Annotated in this window: 15 protein-coding genes; 3 read left to right on the top strand and 12 right to left on the bottom strand. The window is 51.0% G+C overall.

Annotated features, from left to right (window positions below):
- Nucleotides 1–4: 4 nt before the first annotated feature.
- From opgB to CWM66_RS16255, 9 genes are all read right to left on the bottom strand, one after another.
- Complete coding sequence (gene opgB / locus CWM66_RS16295; RefSeq protein WP_107146898.1) at nt 5–2296, bottom strand: phosphatidylglycerol--membrane-oligosaccharide glycerophosphotransferase; 2292 nt, start codon at nt 2294–2296, stop codon at nt 5–7.
- Nucleotides 2297–2537: 241 nt separating this feature from the next.
- Nucleotides 2538–3038, bottom strand: a complete 501-nt coding sequence (locus tag CWM66_RS16290; protein WP_007373016.1) for a DUF2501 domain-containing protein — start codon at nt 3036–3038, stop codon at nt 2538–2540.
- 74 nt (nt 3039–3112) lie between these two features.
- Complete coding sequence (dnaC, locus tag CWM66_RS16285) at nt 3113–3850, bottom strand: DNA replication protein DnaC (RefSeq protein ID WP_007373017.1); 738 nt, start codon at nt 3848–3850, stop codon at nt 3113–3115.
- A 2-nt stretch (nt 3851–3852) separates the two neighbouring features.
- Nucleotides 3853–4392 (bottom strand): primosomal protein DnaT, encoded by a 540-nt coding sequence (gene dnaT, locus CWM66_RS16280; protein ID WP_007373018.1) that lies wholly within the window; start codon nt 4390–4392, stop codon nt 3853–3855.
- Nucleotides 4393–4550: 158 nt separating this feature from the next.
- Nucleotides 4551–4979, bottom strand: a complete 429-nt coding sequence (locus CWM66_RS16275; RefSeq protein WP_007373019.1) for an organic hydroperoxide resistance protein — start codon at nt 4977–4979, stop codon at nt 4551–4553.
- An 85-nt stretch (nt 4980–5064) separates the two neighbouring features.
- On the bottom strand, nt 5065–5514 hold the full coding sequence (locus tag CWM66_RS16270) for a MarR family winged helix-turn-helix transcriptional regulator (RefSeq protein ID WP_007373020.1): 450 nt from the start codon (nt 5512–5514) through the stop codon (nt 5065–5067).
- Nucleotides 5515–5559: 45 nt separating this feature from the next.
- Nucleotides 5560–6201, bottom strand: a complete 642-nt coding sequence (locus CWM66_RS16265; RefSeq protein WP_107146897.1) for a TetR family transcriptional regulator — start codon at nt 6199–6201, stop codon at nt 5560–5562.
- 65 nt (nt 6202–6266) lie between these two features.
- Complete coding sequence (locus CWM66_RS16260) at nt 6267–6740, bottom strand: threonine/serine exporter (protein WP_007373022.1); 474 nt, start codon at nt 6738–6740, stop codon at nt 6267–6269.
- Nucleotides 6731–7507, bottom strand: coding sequence for a threonine/serine exporter ThrE family protein (locus CWM66_RS16255; protein ID WP_007373023.1), 777 nt, complete (start codon nt 7505–7507; stop codon nt 6731–6733). The genes CWM66_RS16260 and CWM66_RS16255 overlap by 10 nt, the downstream gene beginning before the upstream one ends.
- A 549-nt stretch (nt 7508–8056) precedes the next feature.
- Here CWM66_RS16255 and CWM66_RS16250 point away from each other — a divergent pair.
- Entirely contained in the window at nt 8057–8794 is a 738-nt protein-coding gene (locus CWM66_RS16250) for a helix-turn-helix transcriptional regulator (protein ID WP_007373024.1), read from the top strand.
- Nucleotides 8791–9411, top strand: coding sequence for a DNA-binding transcriptional activator BglJ (bglJ, locus tag CWM66_RS16245; protein WP_071920181.1), 621 nt, complete (start codon nt 8791–8793; stop codon nt 9409–9411). Before CWM66_RS16250 ends, bglJ begins: the two co-directional genes overlap by 4 nt.
- Before the next feature lie 47 nt (nt 9412–9458).
- On the opposite strand, the gene CWM66_RS16240 is transcribed toward bglJ, so the two are convergent.
- Nucleotides 9459–9917 (bottom strand): YbaK/EbsC family protein, encoded by a 459-nt coding sequence (locus CWM66_RS16240; RefSeq protein ID WP_007373026.1) that lies wholly within the window; start codon nt 9915–9917, stop codon nt 9459–9461.
- A gap of 337 nt (nt 9918–10254) precedes the next feature.
- Between CWM66_RS16240 and CWM66_RS16235 the strand changes: the two genes are divergently transcribed.
- Complete coding sequence (locus CWM66_RS16235) at nt 10255–11595, top strand: PTS cellobiose transporter subunit IIC (RefSeq protein ID WP_007373027.1); 1341 nt, start codon at nt 10255–10257, stop codon at nt 11593–11595.
- A 45-nt stretch (nt 11596–11640) separates the two neighbouring features.
- On the opposite strand, the gene fhuF is transcribed toward CWM66_RS16235, so the two are convergent.
- Together fhuF and CWM66_RS16225 are read right to left on the bottom strand one after the other, a co-directional pair.
- On the bottom strand, nt 11641–12429 hold the full coding sequence (fhuF, locus tag CWM66_RS16230) for a siderophore-iron reductase FhuF (protein ID WP_007373028.1): 789 nt from the start codon (nt 12427–12429) through the stop codon (nt 11641–11643).
- A gap of 102 nt (nt 12430–12531) precedes the next feature.
- Nucleotides 12532–13596, bottom strand: a complete 1065-nt coding sequence (locus CWM66_RS16225; protein WP_072440619.1) for a GGDEF domain-containing protein — start codon at nt 13594–13596, stop codon at nt 12532–12534.
- Nucleotides 13597–13745: the final 149 nt, after the last annotated feature.

The following is a 13745-nucleotide window of genomic DNA, read 5'->3' as shown; positions in this document are numbered from 1 at the left end:
ATTTTTAACCTTCGTCACTCAGCACTTTGATTTCCGCCAGCCCGATTCCAATCTGACGCGGCGAGTGACCGAGAATATTCCCTTCGTTGGTGGATTGCGGGTCCGGGGGGACAATCACCAGCGTGCTGCTGCGGGAAGGATTATTGAAGCGCAATGTCGTGGTGCTGAGCGTGTTATCCAGCATCAGAGTTTGCTCTTCATCGCCGACACGCACCGGAATCGGGCGGTTGGCGTTCGGGCCATACGCTTTGGCGGTAATGACCAGTTCGAAATGTTCCGGCAGCGGCTGGTTATATTCAATCGACACTTCCTTGCCCAACTGCGCGTTGGACCAGCGCCCCCAGCTTTCCGGACGGGAAATGCCGTTGAATGATTTCACCTCTTCCGGTGCGCCAGGAACGTTAAAGACAAAACTGTCGGCTTTGTAGCGAATGTTGTTATCGAGGATCTTCAGCGTATCGACGTTATTCCGGTAGCGATCGGCGCTGATCACGCTCTCTTTAAACGCGGTTTTGCCTTTCCATAATGCCTTATCGATATGCTGAACCTGCTGTTCGCCGCCAAGTTGCCCCTGCGAGACGCACCAGTCGGTAGAGAGCGCCAGTTCTGGTGACCACAGGCGCGCCATTTTGTAGCACTGATCGATCCACACGAAGTTATCGCGCGGTGCAAAGTCGGCAAGCTGGAAGCGCAGCGGCGCGGAGTATTCGCTTTCGGGCAGCGGTTCAACGCGATGACTGGAAACGCGCACCAGCAGCGGTAAACGGAACTGGCTGCCGGAGAAGGCGACCATCTGTTTCTGGCTATCCACCGTGAACTCTTTCATCGTTTTCGGGAAGTTCCACAGGCGAATGACGTCCGGTTTCCATGCCAGCACTTTCTCTTTCATATTCAGGAATACCCCGGAGAGCGACTGGCCGGAAATACTGCTGCGCCCAAGGCCGAGGAAGTTGTCGCCGCCGAGGATATCGAGCACGGTTGCGCCGTTATCCAGCGTGCTGCGTTTGATCCCGGAAACATCCTCCTGGCGCTCATCGCCGCGCATCACAAAGAACAGATCGCTGCGATCTTGTTTGTTGAGGTATTTCCATGCCGTGTTGTTCATCGCCAGATGATCGGAAGAGACTACGATCACCGTGTCTTTAAACCACGGCGACGCTTTGATCTTATTGATCAACGCCGCGATATGCTGCTGGCTACAGGTGACGGCGCTGAATGACTGGTTCGGTTTGCCATCATAGCTGTAACTTTTTCGCTCGCAGGTGCGCGAGATAAAACCATCCGGATGGTGCGTATCGACGGTCAGCGCGAACAGCGAGAAGCGTTTGCCCGCGCGCGACAGCTCTTCGTAGCGTTTCCAGACGGCATCCAGCACCGTATCGTCGTAGAAGCCCCAGTCATTTCGGTAGTGGGGATCGGCGACCTGGCTTTTCAGCTCTTCCGCGCCAACGAGGTAATCAAAACCGTGTGATTTCAGGAACACATCTTTCCCGGCAAAGCGCAGATTCGCTCCCTGGATAAAATGGTTCTCGTAGCCGGAATTTTTCAGAATGTCGCCGAGGCAAAGATTCTGCGGGAAGAAACTGGACACCGAAGCGGAAGCGTTGCCTTCAAAAGGCGCGAACAGTGGAATACCGCACTGCGAGGCGACCATGCCGGCGATGGTGTAATCCGTACCGGGGAGTTGTTCCGTATGGCTAAAGTCGAGGCTTTGCGCTTTCAGCGCGCCCAGTTCCGGCGTCAGGCCAGGAAAGGCCTCTTCATTGAAGTAGGTACGCTCCAGACTTTCGCCGTAGATGTAGACCAGATTGAGTTTCGGTTCCGGGATCTTCTTCGCCGGGACTTTATAAAACGTGGCGAAATCAGGATCGCCCTCGCGCGTCTGGGATTTCACCAGTTCGGTGATCTGGCGAAATGCCGGGCTGGCATCGACCGAACCCAGTGCCAGCACCAGTGCCAGCAGGCTGTAACCAAAATGGTGGGGCAGATGGCGGCGACGGCGCAGCACCCAGCCCAGCGCGCAGAACAACGCCACCAGCGCGAGAACCAGCCCCACCCCGGGTAACATGTATTTGCTGATGCCCGCACCGGTCAGACTGTTGGTGAGGGTGTACAACACCGCATCGTTAATGCCATCGCCGGTAAAGTAATTACTGGCGTACAGCGTGATATTCAAAATAATAAACAGACCCAATACCAGCAGCGTTGCAGTAAACCACCAGCTATTTCGCCCCGCCTTACAGGCGTAAATCACGACCGAGGCGAGAAACAGAGCAATAGAGAGCAACTCGGACAACCGTCATTCCTCATCAAGACCAGACATATTGCTGGTTAATAATTTTTGTAACAGGAAAACTAATTTAATAGTGATGTCACACTGCTGCAATTGTAGTGTCACTTTATTCTGAGTTGATTAAGAAATGGTTTAGAAAGCGACAATGTTGCTGTACATCCTGTCTGTGAACGGGCGGAACGACGGAAAAAGAGAGGGGAAAATGCCGCGTTCAGGCCGAAAAAGCGCTCAACGCGGCGGAAGATCAGGAGAGGAAGTTGACGCCCTGTTTCAGAACGATATCACAGGCTTTTGACTTCACTTTTTCGGCCAGCGGCGTGCTGCCGATGTTGCTCAGGTTTAACTGCTCGCCGTTTTTGGTATTCAGCATACCCTGAAGGCCATCCAGATAGTTGGTGTCCTGTTTCTGCTGGCTGGCGCCGAGCCCCAGTTTATCCAGCACCTGGTTTTTCACATTCTCGGTGTTGGTGAGCGAGGAGAGCTTGTTTTTGGCGCACCAGGTCATTACGCCTGCCGCATTGTTCATGGTATTGGAACTGAGCGCCTGATTACCGCCGTTAAGCAGGCCGGTCAGGGAGGAGAGCGACAACCCACCCTGCTGCGAGGCGGTGCTGCTCTGATTTTTCTGGCTGAGCTGGCTGGCGGCGCTGGAGAGCGTATCCTGCCAGGAAGCGGCGTTGGCAAAGCTGGTTAGCAGGGCGCTGCTGATGGCAGCAGCGCAGAGCAGGCGTTTGGCGAATTTCATATCGTGCAGATCCCGATGTTTCAGTAAAGCGCTGAGTATACACCTGCGCAGATCCGCCACAGAGGTGAAAACTCTCAATACTCTTTACCGGTGACGCGGCTACGGTAGCTCTCCCAGTTGAAGATCACCCACAGACTGTTGCCGAGACGCATCCTGTCCATTACGCGCTCGCCCAACAGCTTATTCATCTCTTCCAGATTGCTGTTAGTGAGCATGCCGGTCGGGCGTTTGGACGAAGAACGCCTATCGACTATCTGATTGATAATGACTTTTTCGTAGCGGGATTCTGTCTGCATGCCGATTTCGTCAATCACCAGCAGATCGACGCTGCTTAAATCGTTCAGCAACTGTTCTTCACTGCTTTCGCGATTGCCGAACGTCTCTTTCATCGCAGACATAATGTCGGCAACGGTAATGATCAGCACCGATTTACCGCGCAGCAACAGTTCATTGCAGATAGCGGCGGCGAGGTGATTCTTGCCGGTGCCTGGTTTGCCGGAAAAGATAAAACTGGCGATATTGCCTTCAAACTCTTCGACATATTGACGCGCCTGGCTGAGGGCACGCATCTGGCCCTCCGTTTCGACCCGGTAATTTTCAAAAGAGCAGTTCTGGTGCAGCGGACGAATGCCGGAGCGATTAAACGTGCGCTGCATTTTCATTGCGCGGTTTTCTCGCTCCAGCGCCGCCGAACGGATTGCGCCCTGTTCTTTCTGCCAGGCCATTAGCTCCTCGCCCGTTTTAAAGGCAGGCACGGTGTTGGCGGGCATCATCTTTTGCAGTCGCTTCATCAATTCGCCGACGTTTTTCATCGTTATCCTCTAAAGCCTGGTGGGATTTGATTGTCCGGTTCTGATAGTGCATTGATATCGCGTTTCGCCGCGCTATTCTGGCTGGTACGACCGATTTGTACGCTGCGCGCCAGCTTTTGCTGCCACTGCACATGGTGGAACACTTTGCCTTCGGCCTGCCAGTAGGCAACAAACGAGGCCAGCTCTTCTGGCGTAACGGGCTGCGTTAACGCAATGCCCCACAACGCAGCCAGACGCTGGAAATCTGCATCCGGCTGCCAGCCTGCATACATGGCGAATTTGCCCATTGGCACATTCACCGGCGCGGCGGTGGGTTCTTCATAAAATTGTGCATCAAGGGCAATGTCACTGGCTGGCCGCGCAAGGCGGGCTTCAAGCGCCAGTAATTGCTCAAGGCGTTGCGGCGTAACGGCATAAAACGCGGGGCTGTTATTAGCAAAAACAGCGACAGCGCCGCCTTCCGTACGGGCCAGAACACTGGCGTGATCGCGCACAAATTCATCAATGCCGATGACATTCGATGTCAGGATTCTGGAAGACATAACGCGTTCTCAAACAGGATTACTACGGATAAGGCGCTCTGTGTTTTTTTCACACAGGCATAATGACACATAGTAACACAGTGAACGGAAAGGGCAGTACAGCATGAAAAAAGCCGGGTTTCCCCGGCTGTTGATTTTCTCAACGTGTCGCTTGCGTGTTACGCAATAATGTTCAGCGTAACGTCGATGTTGCCACGGGTGGCGTTAGAATAAGGGCAAACGATATGCGCGGCATCGACCAGTTTTTTCGCTTCGGCTGCGTCCATACCTGGCAGATGGATATTCAGTTTCGCTTCGATACCGAAACCGGTAGGCAGCGGACCAATGCCGACTTCACCTTCGATAAATGCGTCTTTCGGAATGGCAATTTTGTCGCGGCCAGCGACGAACTTCATGGCGCCCAGGAAGCAGGCGGAGTAGCCCGCAGCGAACAGTTGTTCCGGGTTGGTCACTTCACCGCCCGCGCCGCCCATCTCTTTTGGTACGCCCAGTTTGACATCCAGGACGCCGTCAGAAGAGGTTGCGCGGCCGTCACGGCCTCCGGTGGCTTTAGCTTTAGCGGTGTAGACGACTTTTTCTAATGACATGGCAGGTTCCTTAATTATCTTGATTGGTTGCTATAAAATAGCGTGCTATTTAGTTGGTTGAGATAAACTCCCCACGAAAGGGAGTTTATGCCCGTTGAAAGTTCTGGCGAAGCTGTTCCAGTTGCTGCTTGATATCGTGCAGCGTCGCGCTATCGCAGGCCATGGCACAGCCTATCGCTTCCGGAATGGACGTCGCTTGCTGCTGCAATGCGCGCCCGCTTTCACTCAACGTAATCACCACTTGCCGCTCATCCTGGCGTGAACGCTGACGGCGGATCAGCCCTGCACTTTCCAGCCGTTTAAGCAGCGGCGTCAGCGTTGCTGAATCCAGAAACAGGCGCTCACCAATCTCTGACACGGTGATATCGTCCTGCTCCCACAGTACCAGCATGACCAGATACTGTGGATAAGTAAGATTCAGCGGAGCCAGAAGCTGCCGGTAAAGCTTATGCAGCGCCAGGTTTGTTGAGTAGAGTGCAAAACAAAACTGGTTATCTAAGGCGAGCTGTGCGTTTTTGGTCGGTGTCGTTTTCATGTTTTTTAATATATGTAGTGTGCGATTTAATTGCAAGATATTTTTTTACGGGCAGGTATAACGTAGCACAACCTCGACTGCCATCTCCCGATAGTACTGGCGCTGCGCAGTCGCATCAGGGTTCTCTTCAAACAGCATGGAAAAAGAGTAGCTGTTGGCGACGTAGTGAAAGCTGAAACTGCTCATCAGACGGTGCACATCGCGGGCATTGACGTTTTTATTGAACAGCCTTTTTTGCTGGCCGCGGCGGAGAATATCTTCCAGTAAGGTCAGCGCGCTGCGGTTCACATCGCGCAGCAGGACCGATTGCTGAATAAAACGCCCGCGCTGCATGTTCTCCATGCAGATAATACGAATGAAATCAGGGTGATCGGCATGGTAATCAAAAGTGCTTTCGACCAGTTGCACCATCGCCTCTACGGGCGGCATATCCGCAAGATTCAGCTTTTTCTCGCTGCGGCGAATCATGGTGTAGACATATTCAAGTACCTGTAAATAGAGGTTTTCTTTGGTTTTGAAATGGTACACCACCATGCGTTTTGTGGTGGCGGCGCGCTCGGCGATTTGCTCCATGCGTGCGCCTGTCAGGCCGTATTCGGCAAACAGAGCGATGGCGCTGATGAAAATTTTGTCTTTCAGGTTGGATTCATCAAAATGTTCGGAAAGATCGCTGCCACGGTGTTCCACATCCACTCCTTACTGGCCGTCATTTGTCTGTGGATTATCACCATGGCCGCGACAGAAAACAAATCTCAAACGCGCGGGCGTTTGCGGTATATCCACAGACCGGGAATCGACAGGCCAATAGAAAGCGCGCCAACGATCGATGAGGCTTTCAGGAAATTCGTCAGTAACAGGATCATTAACTCTTCGCTGTAACCAAAGTGGCCGATTTTCACGGCCGAAACCATCGCTGTGTAGGCCGAGATGCCCGGAAACATGGGAATGACTGCCGCCACGGTAAACACTTTAGGATGCGCCAGATACCATCGCGACCAGCGAATGCCTATCGATCCCACCAGCATGGCGGCCACAAAGGTTGACCATTCGATATTGAAACCCCAGTACATCAGCGCAAAGCGGGAACCGTGGCCCAGTGCGCCAAGGAGCGCACACCAGGGCAGGGCACGATGGGGAACGTTGAAAACCATGGCAAACCCGACGGCGGGGATTGCGGCCAGCAACATATCTTGTATAAGAGCCAGAACAAAGGCGATCACATCCATCCGCGTAGCCCCCACAGTGTCATTGCCATTACCACACCGATACAGGTGGCGAGGGTTAATAAGCTGGCGATGGCCCAGCGCGCAAGACCGGTGTTGATATGGCCTTTGAACATATCAGCAACCGCGTTGATCAGCGGAAAGCCGGGTACCAGCAACAGCACGCTGGCGGCCATGGCGACGGTTGATGAATGAATAAAGGCAGGAAGAGTCAGCATCAAGCCGGAAACGGTCGTGGCCACAAAGGCGGTAATGCAGAAATTAATCTGTGGATGCATATGGCGATTCGCCAGTAGCAGTCGCACATACATCGCCACGCTGCTGGCGCAAAACGTAATAAATGCGCCGTCCCATCCGCCTTTATTGAGTTGGCAGAAACAGGCACAGGAAAGGCCAACCATAAGCGTGACCAGCCAGCGTGGGTAGCGCAGCGGTTTAACCTGGGCAAATCGCTTTTCAACGTCTCTGGCATCCAGCAACTTATGTTCGGTCATGATCACGATATGCTGTATTTCCGTTACTACGTGCATATTGATACCGCGATCGCTGTTTTTACGTGTTGAAGTCAGGCATTGCCCATCTTTGATGGTTGTCAGAACGATGGCGTTAGAGGAGATGAGACTTTCAACGCTGTCCATACCCAACGCGATGCCCAGACGCGTTGATAGCTCTTCCACTAATGCGCTCTCAGCGCCATGCTGCAACAAAAAAAGGCCACACTGAATACACAGCCGCGTAATAACACGCTGTGATGACTGGTCTGTTTGCATGATTACCCTGGTACCTGTTAACACAACGCTCACGAAGGATGGAGCGTAAAAGATAGTTTTAGCACAAGTGACAGGCAGAATGGCGCTCAGGTAGATCAAGATTTGTGCAGTAAGTCACGCTGAAGTTTGCTCTGAAGTCTTCTTAATTACCCGGTTAAGAATTCATTTAAGGTTTTTTTATAAAAAATCATATGAAAAGAAAAGAGGAGGTATTATTTGCGACTAACAGACTGGTTTTCGTAAAGTATTTCTTAAACATTTGTTAAGATTATTGTTTTTATCTTAATTATATTGTCTTTGATTATTTTAAATTTCCTTTTTATTTTTTAATAATACGCGAGATAATCTGGTGGGCTGTATGTTATATTGACATGTAAGTTGGTAATACTATAATTCCGGCTCTTTATGTTTGACCCCAACTCATAAATTTCGCCAATTCTTACGGCGACGCTTATCCAGATAATGTCATTATCTGTGGTTATTATTGGCTCCTATTGGAAAAAGTCATCGTGCGGATTGATAGAACTCGCAAATGGACGTGGAGATTTTATGTTATCAGCAGACAACACTCATGGGATTGTTATTAGCCAGACTCCGGTTCTCAGGGCCGGGATTGGCGGTATACTTGAACGTCATTTTCCTGAATACATCCTCAATTATTATTCCTGTGTAGAAGAGATAGATCTGCTGCAATTAAAGAGTGCTCGCCTGGTCATTGTTGACATCTCTGACGAGCTTTTCTATGCAAGAAGACGCTGTCAGAATTATTATTCTCTTTTTTCTCAAAGTGATAGCTCACACTGGATCTTTTTCACCCCACGTACGGTGCTGCCTGTGGCAATGGAGTTTTTGTTACGCCCGCGTATTACGTTGCTCTCCAGCCAGGAGCCCGTTGAAGGGGTGATTAATGCTATTCGCCACGGATATGGGAGCGAAGGAGAAATTAGCCAGGTGCTTATGCCAGAGGGAATGAGCAGGAGTGCGGCTAATGCTCCCCTAAGTAAAATACTTACCCTATCTGAACGTAACGTGTTACGTCTTCTTGGAAAAGGCTGGGGAATAAACCAAATTGCAATGCTGCTCAAAAAAAGTAATAAAACAGTGAGTGCGCAGAAAAATAGTGCAATGAGGCGGTTATCATTACGGAGTAATGCAGATTTATATATATGGATTAATAGCAGCCAGGGAATGGCTGAGTTGAATTCAGGCACGATGTATGGAGACCGAAATGAATGGAAAATAGCTACAAAAAGGGAAATGTCGCCATTATTGAAAAGTGCACAATGAGTCGGGAGGGATTACGACATTTATTTAGTGAATCGTCTATTAATCAGTATTCGTTTCATTTTTTTAAAGAGCATTCGGTGTTTCATCAGGCACTGAAGCACACGCCCTTTTTTTCCGTTATCTATTCACTTTTTGGGCACCGGAAAGAGCGGCGGGAGTGCCTGATGTGTTTGCACTGGCTTTCGCTTTCTCACCCGGGTGTTCAGCATATTGTTCTGGCGGGAGACGATCGGGAGGCCCAGTTGGTCGGGCATCTCTCTCCCTCGCGGCTGCATGGTATTTTGAGCAAATCGTCTCCGCTGCCTGTGTTACAGGAACAACTGGGGATGCTACTGGGTGAAACCCGGCGCATTAATGAGAACATGATTAATAATTGGTACGTGAGCCAGTGCCGTATGCTCAGCCCGACAGAGTGGGAGATCCTGAATTACCTGACGCGCGGTTTCTCGCTGGCCGAGATAGCCTCGCTGTTGGATCGGAATGTGAAAACCATCCGCGCGCATAAATTCAATGCGATGACGAAGCTGGGTGTTACGTCTGACGTCGGGTTATTGGATGCCGCAGATATTCTGACCTGGAGCCCACCAGCTCCTCGTTCAGCGTCGGAGTTGATGTAGTTCAGAGACGTCTCAGCGCCAGGCGTGCTGTACCTGGCGCTGAGACGTTACAGGCAAACGTCAATCCATTTTGCGCGTGTGAGTTCAGCCATTCGCTCAGGAGAAATGCGGACTGCGCTATGGGTAGCTCCCGCAGCGGGCAGGACTTCCGGATATTGTTTTAGTGAGATATCACAATAGATTGTCAGTGGGTTTTCTAACCCAAACGGACAGACGCCGCCCACCGGGTGCCCGGTAACCGTAACGACCTCATCGCTACTCAGCATGCGAGCTTTCGCACCAAAGGTGTTTTTCAGTTTTTTGTTATCCAGGCGCGCGTCGCCTTTAGCAACCACGAGAATGACTTCGTTTTTCACTTTTAATGACAGCGTCTTGGCGATTTGCCCTGGTTCAACATGGTGCGCGGCAGCGGCCAGTGCAACAGTCGCGGTACTTTGGTTCAGTTCAATAATATCGATATCGGGGGCGTTGTCGGCAAAGAATTGCCGCACGGACTGCAAACTCATGATGTTCTCCTGCCTGGGACCGCTATTAATCTGTCATAAGCCTGTTATCCATGTAAATATCCCGATGTAACAAACCACTCTACAAAGTTTCTCGATCGCCTTCACAATCGCGGAAACCGGTTACAGTAACCGGTTGCAGTGTCCACATTGCGGGTTAATACTGATTTTGTCCTTCCTTCTGTACATAAAATCAAATAAAGAGCCGTCTATGAAACCTACACTGCTTTGTCGTAATGCTGGTTTAAAAAACCGCATGGTTTCAAACCTAAAAATGGATCGCTGCACGGCAAAACATTCGCTGGTGCGCTTATTTTTTTAGCCTGACAGGAGAGCTGATATGTCTGCTAACCATGCTGCGTTTAACCTGATTTTCCGGTTTATAGAAAACTACGTCAGCCCGATCGCCGGGCGGATCTCTTCTCAACGTCATGTTATGGCCATCCGTGACGGCTTCATTTCTGCGATGCCGTTTATGATTGTTGGCTCATTCTTATTGGTCTTTGCCTATCCGCCCTTTTCACCGGATACCACCTGGGGCTTTGCGCGCGCCTGGCTGGATCTGGCGAAACAGTATGAAGGTCGGATCCTCACGCCTTTCGATATGACGATGGGCATTATGTCCATTTATATCTGTGCGGCGATTGCTTATAACCTCGGTAAGCATTACGTGAAATCGCACCAGCTCGACCCTTTCATGTGCGCAATGCTGTCGCTGATGGCGTTTTTACTGGTTGCGGCACCGAAAACCAACGGTACGCTTCCGGTGGACAGCTTGGGCGGAACCGGTATTTTCACCGCAATACTGGTGGCGATTTACTGTGTCGAAATGATGCGTTTCCTGAAGGCGCACAATATTGGCATTCGCCTGCCGGACCAGGTGCCGCCGATGATCAAAAACTCATTTGATCTGCTGATCCCGGTACTTGTCGTCGTGCTGACACTCTACCCGTTAAGCCTGCTGATCCAGTCGCAGTTCAATATGCTCATCCCACAGGCGATTATGGCGCTGTTCAAACCGCTGGTGGCGGCGGCGGATTCTCTTCCGGCGATCCTGCTGGCGGTGATTATTGCTCATCTGTTGTGGTTTGCCGGTATTCATGGCGCGGCCATTGTTTCGGGCATGCTGCAAATGTTCTGGTTAACCAATCTGGGGATCAACCAGAGCGCACTGGCACAGGGCGCGCCGTTGCCGCATATCTTTATGGAAGCGTTCTGGACTTTCTTTATCGTGATAGGTGGCTCCGGTGCAACAATGGGGCTGGTGTTCTGCTATTTACGCAGCCGCTCGGTTCACCTGCGTTCGATTGGCCGGTTGAGCGTCGTACCCAGCATCTTCAATATCAATGAGCCGGTGATTTTCGGCACCCCGATCGTCATGAATCCGGTGTTCTTTATTCCTTTCCTGCTGGCACCGACGGTCAATGCCATTATTGCGTGGGCAGCCATGAAGCTGGATCTGATCGGCAGAGTGATTTCTGTTGTGCCGTGGACGGCGCCTGCACCGATTGGCGGGGCGTGGGCGCTCGGCTGGGATTTCCGTGCCGCAATTCTTGTCGTACTGCTGGCCTGTATTTCAGCTGTCATCTATTTCCCTTTCTTTAAAGTGTATGAGAAACAGCTCCTGGAGCAGGAAGCGGAAGAGGCACAGCGTACAGAGGATGAAAAACAGGTCGCTTAAAACAGGATCAAGGAGAATAATCAGGGAGGCGTAACGCCTCCCTGATTATTTCAGCGTGCAGTCACCGCACTGTTGCACATCCGGCAACCGGTAACGCTGGCAACAGGTACGACGTACCAGCGCGCCATCGCGCAGCACAACAGTGCGCCACAGCGGATTATCGCTGCCATCGGAAAGCTGTTTTTCGAAGAAGCAGGTCTGGCGTAATGCCGCGACGCGAGCTTCACCCAGTTGCGGGATCATCTCACCCAGACACCAGTTGATCAGATAGCCGGTATTGCTCCAGATAAGTTTGCCGTTGATATCGCCCGTGGCTTCCAGTGCCTGAACTACCGGGAGCATCGCCTGCGAAGCCAGTGCAGTAATCCGCTGCGCATCATTTTGTAAGGTCAGTTGATGATCCTGCTGCACATCAATCCAGAAACAGGCCGCGCGACCCGTTTCATGAAATTCAACGTGAAAATGTTCAGGTGCGAGGCTAATGGCACTTTTCTGCGTTAACAACGCCAGTAGCAAGGGCGGTACCATTAATCCCAGATACCATTGTGCCCATAGTGACAGCAGCGGTTTGTTTTCGCGCGGCTGCGCCATTTGATGACGGTAAATATGATCGGAATAGGTCGCAATCAGCGATTGCAACGTGGTAGGCCGTGACCATTCCGCCAGTGTCTGTGCTTGCCAGGGCGCTGGTTCATTAAGGCGAATAAAATCGAGTAAGTGGGAGCGCGTGCTGGCGATGGCTTCCCGCATAGCATTAGCCAGCGAATCGCGTTCATCAACGAGACGGCTTCGCCAGATAGCATGTTCAGTGATCGATGCGGTACGGTAGGTCATGGCGCCAGCTGGATGCGGAATCTAAATGATAATGATTGCTAATCCTAGCCAGAGGTAAAATCGATAGCAAGATTTTTATCGTAAAGTTGGTGCTGCTACGCCTCAGGCGAGGCGCAATTCCCCGCTCACCAGAATATTGTTGCGGCCCAAATGCTTGGCTTCATATAACGCTTTATCTGCCCGCTCAATAGCGGCGTCGATATTGTCATCCAGCAACGGTGCAATACCAATGCTGATGGTGACATTCGTGGCGACACTTTCATTAAACATATGCGGAATCTTCAGATCGTACACTTTCTGCCGAATACGCTCGGCAGCCAGGCGCGCATGTTCCAGATCGGTATTATTCAGCAGGATCATGAATTCTTCACCGCCAAAGCGCGCGACGATATCGCGGGAACGCACGGCATCGCGCAATGCGGCAGAGACGCGAATTAGCGCCTGATCGCCCATCATATGGCCGTAGTGGTCGTTATAAGCTTTGAAGTGGTCGATATCCAGCAGCAGTACAAACCGTGAACTATCATCCAGTGCCAGCAGGTTATCGATTTTGGATTGCAGGCCGCGACGGTTATACAACCCGGTCAGGGGATCCAGCATGCTCAAATCGTTCAGGGTTTTCCGTTCCTGCATTAAACGGTTCATTAATGCCTGGGCGAAATTATCATTACGCTTCTGAATTGCATGTTGTATGGAGATACCTAATACCGGCAAAGCAAAACTAAATATTAAACGGAGCTCGCTCTCCGATCCGGAGAAATAGAGACAAGCGGCGAATACCGGCAATGAATGCAGCAGGAACGCGGCAATGTTATTAGAAAAAGCAATCGAGCCAATAAAGAGGACATTCAGCAGGGCGATCAGCAAATACGATGAGGCGTTGTGCTGGAGTAAATCGATCCTCACGATTACATGCCATGCCCAAAGGCAGCCAAACATAAGAGAAATCAATGGGATACTGATTTTCTTTTTCGGATAGTATCTGTGCCATACGGGCAACAAAACGCTCACCGCAAAAATAATACACGCTGGTAGCGTGAAGGCGCGCAGGTTATAGAGCGGCAGAGCCATGGAGAACATTGCTGAGAGTGCATTGAGCAGCAAGAAGAGTCGCAGCGACAAACGATATCTCTTGTTACACAGAGATTGCCAGGTTTGTAATGTCATACCTAAAAATCGTTATTTATCCACAATGTAGTACTACGCAGTGAGTCGATAAGAAAAGAAATAACGCGAAGAAACAGTCATCGCGAAAAATTAGTGATTTGGATTTTTATTTAAGCAGCGCTTAATTTATCACCTTAAGGAATGTCTGT

Source organism: Kosakonia sp. H7A (assembly GCF_003028445.1).
Classification (GTDB): Bacteria; Pseudomonadota; Gammaproteobacteria; order Enterobacterales; family Enterobacteriaceae; genus Kosakonia; species Kosakonia radicincitans.
Note: the sequence above shows the minus strand (reverse complement) of the source record. Positions and strands in the feature narration are given on the sequence as shown.